The organism is Aliiglaciecola sp. M165, from assembly GCF_007197995.1.
Lineage (GTDB): Bacteria > Pseudomonadota > Gammaproteobacteria > Enterobacterales > Alteromonadaceae > Aliiglaciecola.
The window spans coordinates 615,289-634,267 of sequence record NZ_VKKH01000002.1; the positions used below are offsets into that span (position 1 = coordinate 615,289).

Annotated in this window: 22 protein-coding genes; 7 read left to right on the top strand and 15 right to left on the bottom strand. The window is 44.7% G+C overall.

Annotated features, from left to right (window positions below; genetic code table 11):
- Window positions 1–58: 58 nt before the first annotated feature.
- Window positions 59–1,399 (bottom strand): PDZ domain-containing protein, encoded by a 1,341-nt coding sequence (locus FM019_RS04970; protein ID WP_143834782.1) that lies wholly within the window; start codon window positions 1,397–1,399, stop codon window positions 59–61.
- A 149-nt stretch (window positions 1,400–1,548) separates the two neighbouring features.
- Between FM019_RS04970 and FM019_RS04975 the strand changes: the two genes are divergently transcribed.
- On the top strand, window positions 1,549–2,361 hold the full coding sequence (locus tag FM019_RS04975; RefSeq protein WP_185969194.1) for a LytTR family DNA-binding domain-containing protein: 813 nt from the start codon (window positions 1,549–1,551) through the stop codon (window positions 2,359–2,361).
- Window positions 2,362–2,366: 5 nt separating this feature from the next.
- Here the strand turns inward: FM019_RS04975 and FM019_RS04980 are convergent, their stop codons facing one another.
- The 4 genes from FM019_RS04980 to bioH form a co-directional block, all read right to left on the bottom strand.
- Entirely contained in the window at window positions 2,367–2,732 is a 366-nt protein-coding gene (locus tag FM019_RS04980; RefSeq protein ID WP_143834784.1) for a hypothetical protein, read from the bottom strand.
- A gap of 62 nt (window positions 2,733–2,794) precedes the next feature.
- Window positions 2,795–3,814, bottom strand: a complete 1,020-nt coding sequence (locus FM019_RS04985) for a putative metalloprotease CJM1_0395 family protein (RefSeq protein ID WP_143834785.1) — start codon at window positions 3,812–3,814, stop codon at window positions 2,795–2,797.
- Window positions 3,815–3,823: 9 nt separating this feature from the next.
- Complete coding sequence (locus tag FM019_RS04990) at window positions 3,824–4,144, bottom strand: hypothetical protein (RefSeq protein WP_143834786.1); 321 nt, start codon at window positions 4,142–4,144, stop codon at window positions 3,824–3,826.
- Window positions 4,145–4,436: 292 nt separating this feature from the next.
- Complete coding sequence (bioH, locus tag FM019_RS04995; RefSeq protein WP_143834787.1) at window positions 4,437–5,234, bottom strand: pimeloyl-ACP methyl ester esterase BioH; 798 nt, start codon at window positions 5,232–5,234, stop codon at window positions 4,437–4,439.
- A gap of 28 nt (window positions 5,235–5,262) precedes the next feature.
- Here bioH and FM019_RS05000 point away from each other — a divergent pair, with 28 nt between their 5' ends.
- The gene (locus tag FM019_RS05000; RefSeq protein ID WP_143834788.1) at window positions 5,263–5,952 is read left to right on the top strand and encodes a ComF family protein; all 690 of its coding nucleotides are present in this window, start codon (window positions 5,263–5,265) and stop codon (window positions 5,950–5,952) included.
- Here FM019_RS05000 and FM019_RS05005 read toward each other — a convergent pair.
- Window positions 5,933–8,497, bottom strand: a complete 2,565-nt coding sequence (locus FM019_RS05005; protein WP_143834789.1) for a M14 family zinc carboxypeptidase — start codon at window positions 8,495–8,497, stop codon at window positions 5,933–5,935. The two genes, FM019_RS05000 and FM019_RS05005, sit on opposite strands and share 20 nt — an antisense overlap.
- Window positions 8,498–8,714: 217 nt before the next feature.
- On the opposite strand from FM019_RS05005, the gene nfuA reads away from it, so the two are divergent.
- Together nfuA and FM019_RS05015 are read left to right on the top strand one after the other, a co-directional pair.
- Window positions 8,715–9,293 (top strand): Fe-S biogenesis protein NfuA, encoded by a 579-nt coding sequence (gene nfuA / locus FM019_RS05010; RefSeq protein WP_143834790.1) that lies wholly within the window; start codon window positions 8,715–8,717, stop codon window positions 9,291–9,293.
- Between the two features lie 42 nt (window positions 9,294–9,335).
- Window positions 9,336–9,614, top strand: a complete 279-nt coding sequence (locus FM019_RS05015; RefSeq protein ID WP_143834791.1) for a hypothetical protein — start codon at window positions 9,336–9,338, stop codon at window positions 9,612–9,614.
- On the opposite strand, the gene FM019_RS05020 is transcribed toward FM019_RS05015, so the two are convergent.
- On the bottom strand, window positions 9,559–10,905 hold the full coding sequence (locus FM019_RS05020; protein WP_260681546.1) for an MATE family efflux transporter: 1,347 nt from the start codon (window positions 10,903–10,905) through the stop codon (window positions 9,559–9,561). The two genes, FM019_RS05015 and FM019_RS05020, sit on opposite strands and share 56 nt — an antisense overlap.
- A 47-nt stretch (window positions 10,906–10,952) precedes the next feature.
- Here FM019_RS05020 and FM019_RS05025 point away from each other — a divergent pair, with 47 nt between their 5' ends.
- Window positions 10,953–12,011, top strand: coding sequence for a polysaccharide deacetylase family protein (locus FM019_RS05025; RefSeq protein WP_260681527.1), 1,059 nt, complete (start codon window positions 10,953–10,955; stop codon window positions 12,009–12,011).
- 16 nt (window positions 12,012–12,027) lie between these two features.
- Window positions 12,028–12,507, top strand: a complete 480-nt coding sequence (locus tag FM019_RS05030; RefSeq protein WP_143834793.1) for a GNAT family N-acetyltransferase — start codon at window positions 12,028–12,030, stop codon at window positions 12,505–12,507.
- Here the strand turns inward: FM019_RS05030 and FM019_RS05035 are convergent.
- The 8 genes from FM019_RS05035 to FM019_RS05070 all read right to left on the bottom strand — a co-directional run bounded on the left by FM019_RS05035 (window position 12,504) and on the right by FM019_RS05070 (window position 18,743).
- Complete coding sequence (locus FM019_RS05035) at window positions 12,504–13,394, bottom strand: dienelactone hydrolase family protein (RefSeq protein ID WP_143834794.1); 891 nt, start codon at window positions 13,392–13,394, stop codon at window positions 12,504–12,506. The genes FM019_RS05030 and FM019_RS05035 overlap by 4 nt on opposite strands.
- Before the next feature lie 11 nt (window positions 13,395–13,405).
- Entirely contained in the window at window positions 13,406–14,131 is a 726-nt protein-coding gene (locus tag FM019_RS05040) for a tellurite resistance TerB family protein (protein WP_143834795.1), read from the bottom strand.
- A gap of 118 nt (window positions 14,132–14,249) precedes the next feature.
- Complete coding sequence (locus tag FM019_RS05045; RefSeq protein WP_143834796.1) at window positions 14,250–14,897, bottom strand: GNAT family N-acetyltransferase; 648 nt, start codon at window positions 14,895–14,897, stop codon at window positions 14,250–14,252.
- Window positions 14,898–14,903: 6 nt separating this feature from the next.
- Window positions 14,904–15,542: an SCO family protein gene (locus FM019_RS05050; RefSeq protein ID WP_143834797.1), complete on the bottom strand. Its 639-nt coding sequence runs from the start codon at window positions 15,540–15,542 to the stop codon at window positions 14,904–14,906.
- Window positions 15,539–16,453, bottom strand: a complete 915-nt coding sequence (cyoE, locus tag FM019_RS05055) for a heme o synthase (RefSeq protein ID WP_143834798.1) — start codon at window positions 16,451–16,453, stop codon at window positions 15,539–15,541. The genes FM019_RS05050 and cyoE overlap by 4 nt, the downstream gene beginning before the upstream one ends.
- Before the next feature lie 9 nt (window positions 16,454–16,462).
- Complete coding sequence (locus FM019_RS05060) at window positions 16,463–17,440, bottom strand: heme A synthase (protein ID WP_143834799.1); 978 nt, start codon at window positions 17,438–17,440, stop codon at window positions 16,463–16,465.
- Window positions 17,441–17,452: 12 nt separating this feature from the next.
- Window positions 17,453–18,019: a hypothetical protein gene (locus FM019_RS05065; RefSeq protein ID WP_143834800.1), complete on the bottom strand. Its 567-nt coding sequence runs from the start codon at window positions 18,017–18,019 to the stop codon at window positions 17,453–17,455.
- A 4-nt stretch (window positions 18,020–18,023) separates the two neighbouring features.
- Window positions 18,024–18,743 (bottom strand): SURF1 family protein, encoded by a 720-nt coding sequence (locus FM019_RS05070; protein WP_143834801.1) that lies wholly within the window; start codon window positions 18,741–18,743, stop codon window positions 18,024–18,026.
- A 21-nt stretch (window positions 18,744–18,764) separates the two neighbouring features.
- Here FM019_RS05070 and FM019_RS05075 point away from each other — a divergent pair, with 21 nt between their 5' ends.
- Window positions 18,765–18,974: a DUF2909 domain-containing protein gene (locus FM019_RS05075; RefSeq protein ID WP_143834802.1), complete on the top strand. Its 210-nt coding sequence runs from the start codon at window positions 18,765–18,767 to the stop codon at window positions 18,972–18,974.
- Window positions 18,975–18,979 lie beyond the last annotated feature (5 nt).

Genomic DNA, 18,979 nt, shown 5'->3' on the forward strand with positions numbered 1-18,979 from the left:
GATCTCCCCGCCTTGCAGCGGGGATAGTTATGTTCCATCCACAATGTTTTTACGCGTATTAATTCCAGTTGCGACTATTCAACTCTTTTGCCCATCGCACAATCAACTGTGCAATCTCGTCTTCCCACACACCGGGTTTTCCATTGAACGAATCTGCAGGTGCTTCGTGTAATGTGCTCCAGTGGTCCAGTTTGGGATAAATCACCAAATCAACATTTTGATTGCCAGCCCGCTTTAAAGTGTCCACGATCATGTGATTGTCTGCTTCAGACATGATCCAATCATTTTCACCCCAACGCACCCTGACCGGGACTTTGACTTGTTGCCATTGACCAGCAAAATCAAAATCTTGTAGTTGATGATAATAAGCCATTGGTCGGCCATACATGTGTTCTGGACCATGATAATTGTATTGAGCAAGTAAGGGATTTTCTTGAATCACTTGAGCGTAACTCTTTTTCTCGATCAACATACCGTAGTAAAGCGGAATATACGCTTGATTAATCTGTTGACTGATTTGCGCCTCGGTTTGCCCCTGCATTTGCTTGATGCGTCTTTCAATTTCAAGCATATGTTCAAACCATGAACGGTAAAAGGTTCCATCGCTAATCACACCATTCAATTGATACTTGATAGCAAGGTAAGGGGCTATCGCACTACCCATAGAGTTACCATACACCAGCACCCTATTACGATCGATTCTCGGATCGTTTAAGAGGGTTTGCAGTCCTTTTTCGTAACCGTGTAGTTCAGTATTGAAATCGGTTTTCGAGCAGTTTCCTTGACTATCACCCATGCCTGGTTTTTCGATTCGCATTACCAGCATGTCGACAGATTCAACAATCTGCTTCAGCATTTTAATGTAGTTAGACTTGCTAGTAGCCCGCACTTCAGCACTCGAACAACTCAGCCCTTGCACCATGAAAATCGCTGGGATCTTGCCTTTTGTGGATTTAGGAAGCGTCACTATAGTTCGTTGTTTAAAACCAAAGTCATTTTCTACTACCCCATACTCCACATCCAAACCTGCATAACGTTCTAAGGGCACTGGATTAAACCTAGCGGTCACGTCAAAGGTCATCAATCCACGCCTGACGGTTAACTTTGTAGGTGTATTGGCGACTAAATTATCGGTCAAATCGTCCCAAGTAGCGCCATCTTTAATCAGTGTATTGTTGACTTGCAGTAAAACATCACCGACTTTCAATCCTGCGTTTTCTAGAGGAGAATCAGAATCGATATTCTCTAACAATCTGCCTAGCGGATTTGCTGCAACAAATTTTGCTTCCCAACTTGCGCGACGAGGTAAATCACTGGACATTGCCTGACTGCTGACAAAATAAATCAACGTGCAAATGCCAAAGAATGACTTGAACAATCGAATGCTTAAAAACTTCATTTTCTCTCCCAATACAATTAACCGACTATTTAGAGGTGTTGAGCGGATCTGAATTGCCCATTGCTCTTGCTTTTTATAGGGTAAAAGGTGGGCGGATGTGCGGCATTTATACAAAAATGCTGTTTATCTATACCAAACAAAAGGAAACAATGATGACTTTAAACACTGCAAATCTAATTGATGATCGTGGTTACTTGTTTGGCTCAAGGCTGCTGACCCATGGCCTTTTCTGGATGGCCTACTATGTGGTTTTTTCTTTAATCTGGATGCGAGAAGAGCACGGATATTTTGCGTCTTTCTACCTTGAATTTTTACTCTTACCGCCAAGAATCTTATGTGTTTATTGTGTAGTGTATGTGTTGATCCCAAGGTATCTATTGGAACGTCGTTTTTCTTTATTTTTAACGTCCTATATTGCCATTTTATCCGTAGCGGCCAGTCTACAATCCGCCGCTATTTGGTTTTTTTATGACGGTTTGCTTTACCCACAGAGTGACATCGTATTTAGTTTGCATTATTGGATTAAAAATCTGATGTTGATCAACAGCACTGTGGTATTTATCGGTGCTATAAGTATTCTTAAGCACTACCTGAGATTAAGGACCCAGCTCAAGTCTGAATTGCAGAGGCGCAACATTGAGCAACCATTGGAGTTGGTGGTCGACCGTCGGACCTACTTTGTCGAATTATCGGATATTGCCTACATTCAAGGCATGGGAAATTATGTGGAAGTGTACTTATGCAACGGCAAAAAGCTGACAACCTACAGTTCGATTAAATCTATGTTGTCTCGGCTAACTGAGGGTTTCGTGCGGGTACACAAGTCTTACATTGTAAATACCCTGCACATTGAGTCCTTTTCTGCCAGCGACATTACAGTGTTGGGCAGGCAAATTCCTCGAGGTAAAGAACAAACCGATCACCAGCTAAGTACCAGAATATTGAGGCTTGCGGTTGAGTAATAATTTTAATCAAAAACGTTTGGGCAAGCACCATATTCATTAAATTTATCATCCCATCGGCGTACGTCGTTCGCTCTTCTCCAGCGTGAATGAAAGAACTCCATTAAGCACACTTTCGAGCCAAGTTGGACCATGAAAGTGTCATACTCTTTTACCTGCTCATAGGGCGGGTAGGTATCACTGGTTCCCCAGGTTATGCCACCTCGTTGTTGAGCATAATCTGACCAAAACTGTTCGGGTGAAACCCAACCAGATTTGGCTTCGCTCCAAACTAGCGATTCGTTTCCACTTTTGAATTGACCATCGCTAGCCTGCTGAGCACCTATGGAGAAACTCGTTAGGAAAAGAAAAAGAACTAAAAACTGCTTCATGGATTACACCTTATAAACCGTCATTTAACAGGCTATACAATAGTCGTTAATTTGAAAGAGTGCTAGGCGCTTTGTTGTAGACCAAAATCACGAGGTTGTGCGACAGATTGATAGAAGTTTTCAATCACAGAAACCCGTCTTAAAATACTGCTATCGCGATTTTCTGCAAGCCTTCTTGTTTGCTCAGACGGAGCATTTTGATCAGTGTCAAGCTGAGCTTTGTCAAGCGAACGGGTGGGGGGCTGAGCAGATATGCCATCAATTATATCGTCTAAATCAGGCACTTCAGCACCAACTTCAGAAGACGGTCGACTATCATTGTTTCCGAGTATCGGTGCGGCATTTTGCTGAGTATTTTCATCCGCAACAGTGTTAATATCGTCAATGGAAGTGGCCACTGCGTCTCTGGCTTCTTCCGCATCTTGTCGAGCTATATCTGAGCGTGCCTCGGTGGCAATCTGTGTTGCTTCACTGGCAACACGCAAATCTTGAGGAGACGGATCAGCCGGCGCCAAGGCTGCTGCCCTAACCTGTTGCATCTTGCGAACGGTTTCTTCAGGGGTGTTTTCCTCTGATATGTCGATAGAGACTTCACCACCCACAGCGTACTGTCGACCATCAGGGCCACTTTCGAATTCATAAGAGGGTGAACCTGCGTATTGCCCACCTACTGACGCATGGGCCTGCTCGTGAGCACGAACTTCGCGGTCGCGCTGTTTGAGCGCTTCCACTTCACGTTGCTCTGCCGCTTGCTGTTGCTCTTGTTGTCGGCTTTCAGCATTTTCTCGTCCAGCACTTGGATCTTCGCCGTTATCCTGGTTAAACAAATCACCTTGATTGGCGGAGTTTTGGTTCAATACATTTTGCTGGATTTGCGGTCTTTCGTAGGTTAGTTGTGGCGACTGCCCCGGTGTTTTGACACGATCAGATTCTGAGCCCACACCCGACTCAGCGGCTGAATTTTCCGCGTTGCTGGTCTGAGGGATGGTTTCTCTAAGTGTGTTATCGCGACGCGCAGACTCCGTTGCCACATTTCCAGTGGGAAAGACAACTGCAGTTGGGATAGGCGTAACGATATTCATCAGGTTAACCTAGGCTAACTCATCAATGATTCGGCCAACGGTATCGTTGACCACTTCGAGCACTTTGCCTGAAGCAAGCGCATTGCGACTGTTAATTTGCAACGAGATCAAGTCGTTGGTCAAACTATCACCACCTTGGGGGAGGAGTTGATTCACCTGGCCTATTTGTTGTGTCGCGGCATTGGTAAGGAGGTCTTGTGGCGTTTGCGCTTGAGCGTTGCGCTGGGCAATATTCAACGACGCCTCAGTGATACCCTGTTGCGCACGATTTAAACCAAGCGTTCCTGAAATGATCGCTGAGTTGATGTTGTTTGATACATCAAATGCCATAGATAACCCCCATTACCTGTGTAAATTATAGCCTATCAACAATGATTTAAAAAGCTTTGACTCAAAACAAACTACTAAACACAAGCACTGCATCCATGACCGTTGTGTGATTAACAAATGTGCTGTTTTTAGGAGATCCCCGCATTCGCAAAAATGATCTGAAAGGAGCGCGAGGATGATGTTCTATTCCCTAATACGTCATTCCCAAAACGCCACCCCCTGTGCGTCATTCCCGAAAAGCTGTTAATCGGGAATCTACCAAAAACCTGTTTGTAATAAACAGCCGTGCGCTTTAATAAGGTTCCTCACCCTGATATTCGATATTAAATATTTGAGCTATGGATTGCATGAAAAGTTGTGGATGGGAGATAAAAGGTGCGTGAGATGCATGGGCAAAGACATGGTGCTGAGCATCTGTATACAAGGACTGAATGCGTTCAATCGCTTTGTGTGGCACTAAACTATCTAAGCGACCATACAGACAGTTAACAGGGCACGTGATGTCTTTTATTCGATGTCGTAAGTCAGACTGTGCCAAAATCGCAAGACCCGCTTGTAGGGCGCGATTATCTGGAATGGGAAAATGTTGAATGTGGGCTTTAATTTGTTTGATGTCATCTCGCGCAGATTCACTGCCCATTGCCTGAATTGCCATAAAACGATCCAAGGTTTTACTGAAATCTTGCTCTAGTTGCCGCTCAAAAGTTTCTAGTACAACTTTTCTAATCCCCGGCCAATCTTCTGATTGTGAAAACTTTGGGGTGCTTGCCACTAACATTAGCCTGTCTAGACACTCACAATGCTCAATGGCGATTTCCTGTGCCACCAAGCCACCCAATGACCAACCCAATAAACTGCACTTGTCTGGCATTACGGCCAATACCATACTTGCGATAGATTCCAGGGTGTAATCCTTAGGCATATTGGCCGCATTTCGGCCAAAGCCCGGTAAATCTATCATGGTGATCCTGAAGTGCTGTTCCAGATAATGGCTGATCGGCTCCCAGACACCACTATTTAGCCCCCAACCGTGCAGCATGACAAGTTCGGGCCCCTGACCTCTAGATTCGGTAAACAATGGAGTATTCATCAACGCCTATTTAAGAAAGGAAACAAGGATGTTTAATGGTATCAAAGGATGGTTTGGCTGGTTAGCAATAAATCAACAATGTGTTTTGTGTCATCAACTGAGCAAGGCATTAGTTTGCCCGTATTGTTTTGCTGACCTGCCACGATTCAATATGCAGAATGAGGCGCAAAATTTGTTATGTAATCCTAAAATTTTGCGCGAGTTAAAGGTGATTAATTTTGACCGTCTGTTTGCCATGTCTGAATATCAGTGGCCGTATTCTTACCTGCTCTCGGGACTGAAATTCAACCGCAAAGTCGTTTTTGCTCAGGCGCTATCAGAACTATTTTGTCACTTGGAGTTAGCGCATACGGATTTACCTAAGGCACTGGTACCAATCCCGCTTCATCCCTCACGAATGGCCTCGCGAAAGTACAATCAGGCAAGTATCATCGGCAAAAATATCGCCAAACATTATTGTCTAAAGTTTTTGCCACAAACGCTGCAACGGGTGGTCAACAGCCAAGCACAAACTCGGCTCAACAGCGCCCAAAGAATGAAAAATGCACAAGGCATCTTCACCATGGCGCATGAGCTAGATGTTGATCATATCGCTATTTTTGATGATGTGATCACGACAGGGGCGACAGTGGGCGCAGCCGTTGATGCGATAAGAGCACAGTTCCCAGACATCAAGATAGATGTCTGGGCACTATGTATCACCCCTGAGCGTCGATAAATGCCGACATAAAAATGGCATTGCTCAGTAAACGGCTGGTGCCGTACCAATATCCTCTGAAATTTGGGTTTGTTACAAAGCCAATTACTGTGCCTTGTTCAAGACGATGTGCGACGATCGCCGCAGAATCAGCAATAAGATCTTCCATCTCATCTGACGCATAGCCTGCCAGCAGCGGCTTTTCGGTAAATTGAGCAACGGTGACAAAGGGTTTTTCGGGCATTAACAATACATCTCCCCGATTTCTAAAGACCGGTAGTAAAGTGCGTTGGTAACCGTAACCAAGCGGATGACTGGTATCTAGTGTTGTCTCAAAGGCAGCGCCAGCGATACGTTGTTTGGCCGCAAAGGCTTCGCGTTCAGCGAAGTTTAACGCCTTTCCATCAAATGCATCGTCTATTTCAGATTGCATCATAAAAGTGGCCTTGAGCCATTCTTTTTCGCTAAACCATTTAGTTGCTGATTGCTGGCCAATCAGTACGCCGCCACTTTTGACCCAATCACCTATTTTCTCCACAGTACTATCGGTGAGAAATGAATAGTCCCCAGACACCCAAATCATATGGGTATAGTCTTCAATATTTGTCTGTCCGAGTCGGTCTAAATCAATAATTGATACGGGCATGCCCACGTGGTTATCGAGATAGTGCCATGCTTCGCCTGCTTCATATTGCGATGTTCCCAAGCCTCCTACAATCATCACTTTAGGTTGTTTTACAGCGGCCATTTTGCTACTACCCAAATCGATGCCTTGTTGGGTTAAACCTGACTCGATGGTGCGAACCGGGATTGCCATTTCGTTGGACAAAGTCTGTAACTTGGTGCTGAGATTGTCTGGCTGGGTCAAAGCCATCGGAATAATTACTGAACCTGCAGAAAAGCTGATTGTGCCTTGGCTGGTTTTAGCAGAAAACGCAGTTTCAGCGATGCGCACCTGAATGTCATTGTCATACAAACGCTGTAACAGCTTGGGCGCATTGTAGTCCTGCCAATCAAAGCCATAGGCATAGGCATCTGACGTCAATTGGGGTAACTCAGAAGTACGCATCTGTGCAGGTGAATCTGAAACAGACAGGCGACGCATGGCGCTTTTGCTCACCGATGCGTACTCAATATTGAAAGCTAAAGCAAGATTCCAGTTAGATACGTCATAAAAAGTGTTATCTGCAAATCGTTTTCGCGTAGAAAAAATCGATTTGATTAGCCGATACTGAGGTTGATCCAACGGCACAAAAACGCTGTCCACCGCCGAATAAGTGCGATCATCAATCTTCGCGTCTTTATTTAGAGCGTAAAACTTAATTTGATGCTGTTCGAGAATACGCTTCAATTGATTGAAACGGCTATGATCTTTTGCTTCGTTAAGAAGATAACCTCGAATATCATCATTTTTAGCCAATTCTTTGGCTTGATTAACAAAGTCAGCCTTGAAGCTAAGTAATTCAGACTTATTGGCCAACGCACCTTTGAAGGTAGATAAAGAAGTTGTTACTTGGTTTTGAATAGTGTCAGGAAACGAGAGTTGACCATTTCGCGTATCTTGAAGGTGGCCTCGACTACTGGCCTGTTCAAACAAGATCCCTATGGTGCCATGGGCGTCAGGGTAAGTAGAACCTTTACCGTAATAGAAATCATCAAACGACTCTTGGGTAAAGTACAGTTCTTTATTGGCGTCCAATGCAGCCGCATGGAAATCGCCCAAGGCTTCGGTCAATCTGACATTTTGATCTGGCGTCCAAGGGTTCTTACGTGATGGGATGCCGGGCTGAAAAAAGTAGGTGCTGTTAGGACCCATTTCATGGAAATCGGTTAACACATGAGGGCGCCATTTATGGAACTGTTCAATTCTGGCTCTTGATTCAGGGTGAGTTAGCAACAACCAATCGCGGTTTAAGTCAAACCAGTAGTGATTGGTACGGCCGCTTGGCCAACGTTGGCGATGTTCACGGTTGTTCGGATCGGCAACAAGGTTTTGGCTTTTGTGCATGTTTGCCCACTGCGCAAAACGGGATAATCCATCGGGATTCAATGAAGGATCGAGTAAAACGACATTGTTATTGAGCAATTTATCAACTTCATCTCCTTGGCCAGCTGCTAAGTAGTAAGCGATAAGTAGCGCGGCATTTGCGCCTGAGGGTTCGTCACCATGCACGCTATATCCCATGTAAAAAACGAGAGGATCAGAGTCATTGGTCTTGCGTCCGGTTTGCACTTTTTGTAGGTGTGCTTGTTGGATGTTCTCAATGTTTTGCTGATTGGTTGGCGAGGTAATCGTCAGCAACACAAGCTTTCTATTTTCATGGGTGCGCCCTGTCTCCAGAATGGTGATACGATCAGAGCGTTCAGCCAAAACTTCCATATAACGAACGAGTTGGTCATGCCTTACGTGCCATTGACCAACTGGGGCCCCGAGAATATCAGCAGGCTTTGGGATTGAGGGGTCGTATTTAATGGAGCTAGGCAAATAATCCAAATCGGACTTTGAAAATGCACTAAAATGGGCAATCAATAAAAAGATAGCCAAGCTGGTTCGCAGTATTCTCATAGAAAACTCTTTCAGTCGTTATTGTTATGTCATTTTAATGACCGATAAAAAACTAAATAATTTCACCGGTCTTTTAATTAGAGCGTGTTGGTCTGGTCAGTATGCATGAAATCTTTGATAGTTAAAAATTTCATAACAGAACCTCATTACTTGAGTGTTTTACTCAAGTATTTCTGGTATATTGCGCGGTAATTATTCTGTTAGTCAGGAATGAAAGATGATTAATATTTCAGAAAGTGCTCAAGCGCACTTCGCAAAATTACTTGAAAAACAAGAGCCTGATACAAACATTCGGGTTTTCGTGGTCAACCCAGGTACTCCTGGAGCCGAATGTGGTGTGTCTTACTGTCCACCCGACGCAGTAGAACAAACTGATACCGTGCTGGAATTTAACGGATTTGATGCCGTTGTGGATCAAGAAAGTGCTCCTTTTTTAGAAGAAGCGGAAATCGATTTTGTCACCGACCAGATGGGCTCTCAACTTACCCTTAAGGCACCTAATGCCAAAGCGCGTAAAGTGGATGAGGATGCTCCCCTGGCCGAGCGCATCAGCTACATGATTGAAGCGGAGATCAACCCACAACTCGCGAGCCATGGTGGCAAAGTGATGTTGATGGAAATCACCGAAGATGGCGAAGCCGTATTGCAATTTGGTGGCGGTTGTAACGGGTGTTCGATGGTTGATGTAACCTTAAAAGATGGTATTGAAAAACAAATGCTAGCGGCCTTTGCAGGTGAGCTGACGGGTGTGAAAGATGCAACGGAACATCAGGCTGGGGAACACTCATACTACTGATTTGAAGCATACCCTTTGCCAGTCATAAACCAGAGGCAGTAGATGCTTAAACGTTGGTTTTACAAGTTGGGCAGTGATCCTGCCAAAAGCTGGGCCGATTTCAAAATCGGCCTTTTTGTTTTTTGTGTTGGCGTTGTGTTTATTTTACTTGGTGCAAAATATTGGGCGCTTCTGCAAGTTCCTGGCTTATTGATCCTTGCGGGAGGTTTTGTCTTTGCCGCCAAAGGCTACTTGGGTATTTTCGCTAACCGCTTCTCACAAACTCTCAGTCAGTTAAGCGATGCAGGCGAAAAAGATAGAAATAGTAACCACCAAGATTAACTCCCCGCGCAGCCATAAAACTCAAAAGCGCGATCCAAAGCCCCCAATTTTGCCAATCAGACAATATCCACCAGGCTGGAAAAAATATTAAACCAGCACTGATTATCATGCTGTTTTGCATAGCTTTTGCCCGGGTTAATCCAATAAATACACCATCAAATAAGAAGCACCAATGGGCAATTAACGGCAATAGCCAGACAATCACCAAAAACTCCTCGGCCGCAGTTTTTAATGTTTCCTGGTCGGTAAGCAGTCCAATGATCGGTTGGCCAAATACAAAAAACACTAGGCCGTAGCCGATAGCAAAGATGCTCGACCAGAATAGGCCCAGCTTTACAAAATAATTCAGCAGTTTTGGATTTTCAGCTCCTTTGGCTTCTCCTACTTTTGCCTCAACGCCAAAAGCAACCGCATCAAGACCAAGTGAAATTAAGACAAAAAACTGCATTAATATCGCATTGATAGCAGCAGTTTGTTGGCCTAGGCGTAAGCCTTGAAAAGTCATAAAAACCAAACAGGCTTGTAACGCCAAATTTCGGATAAGAATTGAGCTGTTGAGTTTTGACATATTTTTCAACGCTGACAATCCGAGCCAAGAAAGTTGTAATCTCGACAACCCGCTGGCGTATATACAACAGAAACTGCTAACCAGAATGAAATACTCGGCAATGATACTTGCCGCAGCCACACCTTTAACGTCCCAACCAAACCCAAAAACAAAGAGTAGGTTCAGTCCTACATTAAGGAGATTTGCGATAATCTGGATCAGCATCACCACCTTTGCTTTTTGCTGCCCTAGCAGCCAACCCACTAAAGCCAGATTAATCAGAGCAGCTGGCGCTCCCCAAATTCTTATTCCAAAGTAATCAATAATGACACCTTGCACTAGCGGATTAGGATTTGAGAACCCCAAGCTAGCTTGCATTAAAAAATCGCCAAAAAGCAGGACCAGAAAACCAATAACGGCGGCACTAAAAACGCTTTGGTATAACACCTGCGCAGCAGAAAAACCAGATCCTTGACCTTTAGCCTGAGCACTCAACCCTGTTGTAGACATGCGTAAAAAGCCACATATCCAATAGAGTTGTGATAACAGCAACGCGGCAAACGAGGCGCCTGCTAAAAAGTGACTGCCCGGCATGTGTCCGAGTACTGCCGTGTCGACAAGCCCAATAAGGGGTGCGGTGATGTGTGCCAATAACATCGGCAAAACGATGGCAAGCAGTTGGTTGTGAGGTGCCCATTGCCAAAAACGCAACGCCTGCTTGGAAGGTTGGGGTTGGTTTCCTATTTGCGCCAATGCTACTATCCAGAGTCAGTTTCAATGAGATGTTTCGAATGCATTATTTCATTTTTTCAGTTGTATTTTTGGCCTTATTTTCAACTTTAGCTGGTGCAAAGCCCAACGTCGGTCATGGGGTCATTTTGATGTACCACCATGTGAGCACCGATACGCCGCCCAGTACCAGTATTAGCCCTGAAAATTTTGCTGAGCACATGGCCTATTTGGCAAAAAATCATACAGTGATCAGCTTGCAGCGATTAATGCAAAGTGTGTCAGCAGAGGCAACTGCGAAACAGAAGCTGCCGGACAATGCTGTGGTTATCACCTTTGATGATGGTTACGACAATATCGCATTAAATGCTCATCCCATTATTAAACAATATGGATTTCCTTATACGATTTTTATTAATCCGGATTTGATCGGTGTGCAGCCTCGGCAATTGAGTTGGCAACAGGTTCGACAATTACAATCCGAAGGTGTCAGCTTTGCCAATCATTCCAGCGTGCACAATCATCTTTTGACCGGCTCTGACCAACCAAAATGGCTGGAAAACACCTTAGCGGACATCTCAAAAGCTGAAAAACGACTCAAAAAAGAGACTGGCCAAAGTCTCAAATATGTAGCCTACCCCTATGGCGAATTTAATTATCAACTAAAAACAGCTTTGCGAGAAAAAGGATATATTGGATTTGGTCAACATTCAGGGGCGGTATCAACAACCAGTGACTTTGGTGCGCTGCCACGATTCCCCGCTGCGGGCATTTATGCAAATCTCAATACACTAAAAGTGAAGCTCAATAGCTTGGCGATGCCAGTAATAGAAATAAGCAACGAACAACCTCAACTGAGCTTTGAAGACAGACAACCCGAACAAATATTAACTCTGGATTTGTCCGATATGCTAAAACAACAAGTGTCTTGTTTTTACAAGGGAGATTCGATGATACTAGCATGGCAAGAGAATCGTGTAGATATCACGGTTCCGGAGGTGTTACCTGTAGGCCGTTCGCGAGTCAATTGCACAGCACCCAGCATAAGCAAAAAAGGGCGCTTTTATTGGTTCTCCCAACCTTGGTTCGTTCCCACAGAGTCAGGCAATTGGCCTGACTAAAACAAGGAGGTTATTAATGTCGATTGACCTTGAATTGAGGTTAGAGCAGCCGGTCAGCCAAGCCGTGAAAGAGATTTTACAGGCGCATCATCAAGAAATGTTTAAGCATTCTCCACCAGAAAGTGTGCATGCACTGGATCAAAGCCAGTTTCACGCTGAAAATATACGCTTTTATAGTGCATGGCAGGGTGCCCGTTTGGCCGGTTGTGGCGCGCTAAAATCACTGGATACATCACACGTCGAAATCAAATCGATGCGCACTGCGCCGGCTTTTTTACGACAAGGCGTCGCAGCAAAAATACTATCGCACCTGCTGGAACAAGCAAAAAAAGAAGGGTATAGCCAGATTAGCCTGGAAACGGGCACAATGGATTTTTTTAAGCCTGCGCGTTTATTGTATAAACGCTTTGGATTTGCAGAATGCCCGCCTTTTGCTGACTATTTTGACGACCCTCACAGCGTCTGCATGACAAAAATGCTCGTCAACACGCCCTAACTAACCCCACGCAAATATTCATCAAAAAACGCTAGGGTTCGTTGCCAAGCCAATTCCGCTGCCGTTTGATCATAGCGACTTGTGGAATCATTATGAAAGCCGTGGTTTACCCCCTCGTACCTATGCACTGCATAGTTGGCACTATTGGCTTTTAGCACTTGCTCATATTCAGGCCAGGTGGCATTAATTCGCTTGTCTAAGCCAGCCAGTTGCACCAGTAATGGCCCTTTAACCTTATCGACGATATCAGGCTTCGGCGGCGAGCCATAAAAGGGTACAGCGGCATCGATGGTATCCGGCAAGGTAGCGGCTAGCATGTTGCTGATATAACCGCCAAAACAGAACCCAACCACACCAAGCTTGCCTGAGATCTTATCATGTTGCTTAAGAAAGTTAGCGGCTGAAATAAAATCTTGCTCAATTTTGTCTCGTGACATTTCCCGCTGCATTTTTCTGCCTGCATCGTCATTTCCGGGGTAACCACCAACTGGAAACAACGCATCCGGAGCAAAGGCGACATAACCAGATTTAGCCAAGCGCCTTGCAACATCTTTAATGTACGGATTTAACCCTCGATTTTCATGCACAACCAATACGCCAGCAGTTTTATCATCGGTTGTTTTTGGCATGACTAAATAACCTTTGCCTCGCTGGTGACCGTTTGGCGAATCAAATTCGGCATAACTCGCTACAATATCTGGATCATTAAACGACACTTGTTCAGCTTTAGCGTAGTTTGGCGTTAGCCCGGCAGCGATAGCTGAAATTGATAAGCTTGTCACGGCAAGTGATGAAAGGCGACTAATAAACGTGCGTCGATCGATATCACCATGTGCATATTCGTCATACCAGTCAAACGCTTGTTGGGGGATGTGTGGCTTTGACATTGAGTAAGCTCCTATGCGTTACGCATATCATTGGTCTGTTGGTGAATCGCACTGACTAACTCTTTGGGGATCAACATAGACGCCGACAGGCGATTTAGATAGTCCTGTGAAGCTGGTTGTTGCTCATCAATAGCCATCACTGACGCGGCATAAACTTCTACAGCCGTTTCAGAATTAGGTACTGCGGCCACAAGTTGCTCCATTGACAATGGCTTGCGCAATTCATCGAACAACCCCGCCTTGTCTTCTACCGACAGCTCAAGGTTATCAACTTGCTCATAGATACGTTGACGCTCGTTTTCATCGATGTGGCCGTCTGCATTGGCGGCCGTAATCATGGCACGCAACAAAAGCATTTGCCCAGATTCGTTTTGTTCGTCTTCAATCACCTGTTCAAACTGCCTTTGCGATAAGGTGGATGGGGAATAAGTTAAATTTTGCTTAGGTTGAGAAGGGATATACTGCGATTGCGCAACAGGTTGGTTGGCGGCATTCATTGGCTGAGAGGCAGTTTGAGCGCCTTGCTGGGCATTCTTTTGCGAATAGACTTGATAGGCTTTCCAGGCAACGCCTCCAACAGCGGCGAGCGCACCAAGTTTTAATGCACTCTTGCCCATTTTGCTGCCTTTTTTACTGGTTAATGCCCCCGTCAACGCGCCACCGGCGACTCCTCCGGCAAATCCTGATAACAGTCCACTTTTACTTAAACCGCTGATAATACTATTAAAGTTTTTCATTGCTTACTCCATGACATTTTATCGATCGTGCTAAATACATCCTGTGTGGCTATGTATTTGGAGGGATCGGGATCACTTATTTTGAATAGTTTTTATACGGCAATTGATACAAAAAGGCTTAACTTAACTGTTTCAACATATGTATATGAGGGACCATACCAGCGCATTTAGCGCTCGCACCTGGCTGACTTGAACCAACCTGAACAAAACCAAAGGCTTTATACGTATCATAAGCAGCGTGATTATCCGCCGCCAAATCCAATATTAGACTGGTTTTACCCTTCAACTTCGCTTTTGCCTGGCAATACTGCAAAAGACTTGTTGCGAGTCTCCGGCGCTGAAAATTTGGATCTACGGACAGATGCCCAATCGATAGCTCATTGACGCTTGGTCGACGCAGCAATTCAGAGAGCAATTCACTATTTTTTAAGATAGTAGCGCATTTAACTGCACCAAAATGCTCAAGCAGATTGGATAAAGTGGCTTGTTTAAATGATTCCGGCAAGACGCAGGTCCAAAAACTTACGCAAGCAACTACGCTGCCCTGTTCGCGGATTACATATTGATTTTGATAGCCAAACTGTCCATCAGGTTGTTGTAAAGCTTGTTGTATGTAAGCGATACAATGAGATTGTTTTTGTTGCTCATCAAAGTCAGCCATCTCATCACAAAACACGGCTTCTATGTTAGCCGGACCGGATTGATAAATGAGTTTAGCCAGGGATGCAGCATCGCTGGGTTTGGCAGAGGTGATTTTGTCTTGCACGGTGAGTTAAAGCTGCACCACGACGGGCATATCGGTCAATATTTGTTGGCTGTCGCTTACTGCCAGTTTGCCAGGTTTCATTTGTGGTTTAAAACGCCCGATTACCTGCCCGAGAGGATTTACCACGGTGATCGACGAGCTATGATCAACCAAGTAGTTGGGGTTGTCCATGTTATCACTCATTGAATACATCATTCCCATCGCGCGAACCAGTGGGAAAAGCTGTTTATGCTCACCCGAAGTCGCCTTAAAAGCAGGATTAAAGAAATTCACATATTCGTTTAGTCGATTGGCATCATCGCGCCTCGGATCAACAGATAAAAACCAAATTTGAATTGGCTCATTTGATTCGATTTGCTGTAACTGAGGATATATTTTGCCCAATTCAGCCATTGTCGTTGGGCAAATGTCTGGGCAAAAGGTATAGCCTACAAAAGCAAGTGACCATTTGCCTTGAAGGTTTTTATTGGTAAAAGCTTCGCCATTTTGATCATAAAGCTCAAAATCAGGCAGTGCACGGGCAGCCGGATACTGCTGCATATATTTCGGAGAATCAGGTTCTGGAGGTGCGATATTGACAGCAAAATATAATCCCGCCAGTAGCGCGACAATAGCTACAACCCCTAGAACTGCATTTTGTTTCATAATGAAAACTTAAAGTAATGGTCAACTAGTAGGACAATGAACAATACCATTAGGTGTACAATTGAAAAACCAAATGTTTTCATTGCAGTGGAGTCTTCGCAGGCATATTTCAGTTTCCACGCATAATACATAAAACCCGCATTCAGAAGACTAGATCCAACAAGATAAATTACCCCTGACATGCCGGTTAAAAATGGCAATAGACACACAATGGTCAACAACAAAGTGTATAACAACACAGAGGTTTTGGTAAATTCCACGCCATGGGTTACCGGTAACATGGGTATCTCAGCTTTCGCGTAATCTTTCACTCGATGAATGGCCAAAGCCCAAAAGTGTGGTGGTGTCCAAGTAAAAACAATCAACACGAGTAACAACGCATAGGAATGCACTTCACCTGTAACCGCTGTCCATCCCAGTAACGGCGGTGCGGCGCCTGCTAAACCACCAATAACGATATTCTGGGGCGTTGCACGCTTTAAATACATGGTATAGACCACTGCATAACCCACCATGCTAGCCAGGGTTAACACCGCAGTAAGTGTATTTACCCAAATTTCTAAACACAGATATCCCGCCACCCCCAGAACAAACGCAAAAATTAACGCGCGTTTTGGACTAATTTTGCCTTTGGTGACAGGTCGATTAAAGGTTCTGGCCATTTTGCTGTCAATGTTGCGATCAACAACATGATTCACGACGGCGGCAGAGGACGATAACAAACCAATTCCACCAAGACCCGCAACCAATATTTGCCAGCTCACCCAAGACTCAGTCGCCAAACACATGCCTACCAAAGCGGTAAGCAGAAGTAGCATAATGACTTTAGGCTTGGTTAACTCATAGTAGTCTCGCCATGTTGCCCTAACTGACGAGGGCTTTGCGAAATTTGCTTCAAGGGTTTTACTCACCTTGGTCTCCTAAATCTTTCTGTATAAGGTGTAACACAGTTTCACCATAATCAGCAGTAAGCCAGCAGCCACTGCGTTGTGCATCACCGCCACCGCTAAAGGCAAGCTGAACACAACATTGCTGACCCCAAGCATCACTTGTAAGCCGAGTACGAGTACAACTCCAACAGCCAGATTTTTAATTGTCTGTGACGATGCATTGGCATACAGTCGTATTGACAGCCAACACAAATAAATAAAGGTGATAATTGCACCGATTCGATGTGCGACATGCATGGTCATGCGCTCTTCCCAATCATGCACACCAAATTCATAGTTTTCAGCTGGTGGCACGCTAAACGCTCCGGGGATATCCAGCTTTCCAGCCCAATCACCTTCGCAAAACGGGAATTCTGTGCAAGCAAGCGCTGCGTAGTTTGCAGATGTCCAACCGCCTAAAGCAATTTGTCCCACCAAAATAACGATGCCCAACGCACAATACTTAGCAAACTTGCTCATATGCGCATCGCCGCCCGGTATTCGATACGGTGTCAAACGCAAATATAGCAAGTACAAACAGGCGATCACTGAAAATCCGCCTAGTAGATGGCCCATTACCACGACGGGCATTAAGTCCATTGTCACTGTCCACATGCCCAGTGCAGCTTGGAATATCACCAGACAGAGCAGAAAAAAGGGAAGTTTAACCGGGCTGTGGTAGGTACGTTTGGCAAATGCGACGATAAAAATGGCTAGGATAACAAGGCCTAATGCACCGGCAGCATAACGGTGGATCATTTCATTCCACGCTTTGTGTGCTTCAAAAGGTCGTTCAGGGAATGCACTCTCTGCTGCGGCAATGTGAGAATCAGTTTTTGGCACGGTCAGATGACCGTAACAGCCCGGCCAATCGGGACAGCCTAGACCCGCATCAGTTAAGCGCGTGTAAGCTCCTAGCACAATCACCACAATGGCCAGTATCACTGCCACTAGCACTAATTTTCTCATTACTACCATTCCCTAACCGATTCGCGAGAGTTTCAGCAACTTGCGCAGATCGGCTAAAATATCGCGACTTTGTTGTATCGCATCTTCTTGTTGTTGTTTTAGTGGATATCTAAGAATGATATTCCCTAACGTATCAACAATGAAAATACCATCAGTCGCGCCATCTTTAAACACCTTATTTACATTTTGTCTATCTGTGTTTAACACCTTGAGGGTCGGATGGTTATTCATTTCTGTATTTTCTAGCTTTTCACTTTCTGGGTAGCGTAAAACCAAGGGTTCAACGCGATCTGATGCTTTTCCAGATGCTACCCAAATCTGATTGATGCTATATAACGCGTTTTCACAGGTTTGCTCACAAACTTCTGGCATGACAAATAACAATCGCCATTTGGGTTCCATTTCCACCCCCAGCAAGTTCATATCCAGCGGTTCTGCTAACAGTTCGCCACGATTGGTCGAAGCCTTGTTAAACCAGTTAAAGGTCAATGCCATGTAGGCCAAAACAACAGGTAATACAAACACGACAAACAATAAAGCGGGTGTTTTGATACTCTTTTTAGTCGAGACTTCAGACATCTTTCTAACGATTCCTTTTTAATAAAGCGACAATGTAGATAACTAAGCATGCTATCGCCAAACCAAACCACTGAATAGCGTAACCATAATGTTTCTGCGGTGACATCACCACAGGTTTCCAGTTTCTCACTAGGCCAGCAGGATGTTCAGGTGACAGTTGCATCACAACAGGAGATAATTGAATGCCAAGAAAGGTCGACATTAACGGCAAATCAATCTGTTGAATGACTAATGGCCAACCATCTTGCTTGGTGGCTGTCTCAGTCACCATTGGATTAATATTCGGAACTGCGCTTACGCCGATGTATTGCTGCGCAGTTGCGTCTATTTTAACTTCGGGAAGTTGTGTTCTTAACTGCTCTGCCTTAATCCAGCCAAAGTTAATAAGTTGTACACCATAGTCAGTCTCGACAGGCACCAATACATGATATCCCACGTGCCCTGACTCAATTCGGTTGTCCAAGTAAAATACTTTTTCAGGGTCAGGTGCACCAAATACCTCAAAGGGTAAATCCCGTTTTTCCTCAAACTCCAATAACTCTCTTAACGACAATCGAGCCGTGCTACTGCGCTGTTCAATTTGTTCGAGACGAGACTGTTTTTGTTCTGCCCGTTGCATTTGCCACAGACCCAAACCACAAAGGATAATTACTGCCACCAACACTAAAAGTGTGGCAAAGTAGGGGTGTTTAGGGCGCGTTGATGAAGTAACTGTGTCCACCATAAGAGTGAGGAGAAATCGAATTTGCTAGTAAAACTGATCGTTGGCGGATTATTGTTATTTATGATTTATAACCTGTTTCGCGCCATGATGATAATGCTGAAAAACGACCCGGACCAACCTCCCATGAGTAAATTTATTGGCCGCAGAGTGCTTTTCTCTGCGCTAATTATTATTTTGATGTTATTGGCCGTTGCGACCGGACTGATTACACCCAACCCGCGCCCCTATTAAAGGGC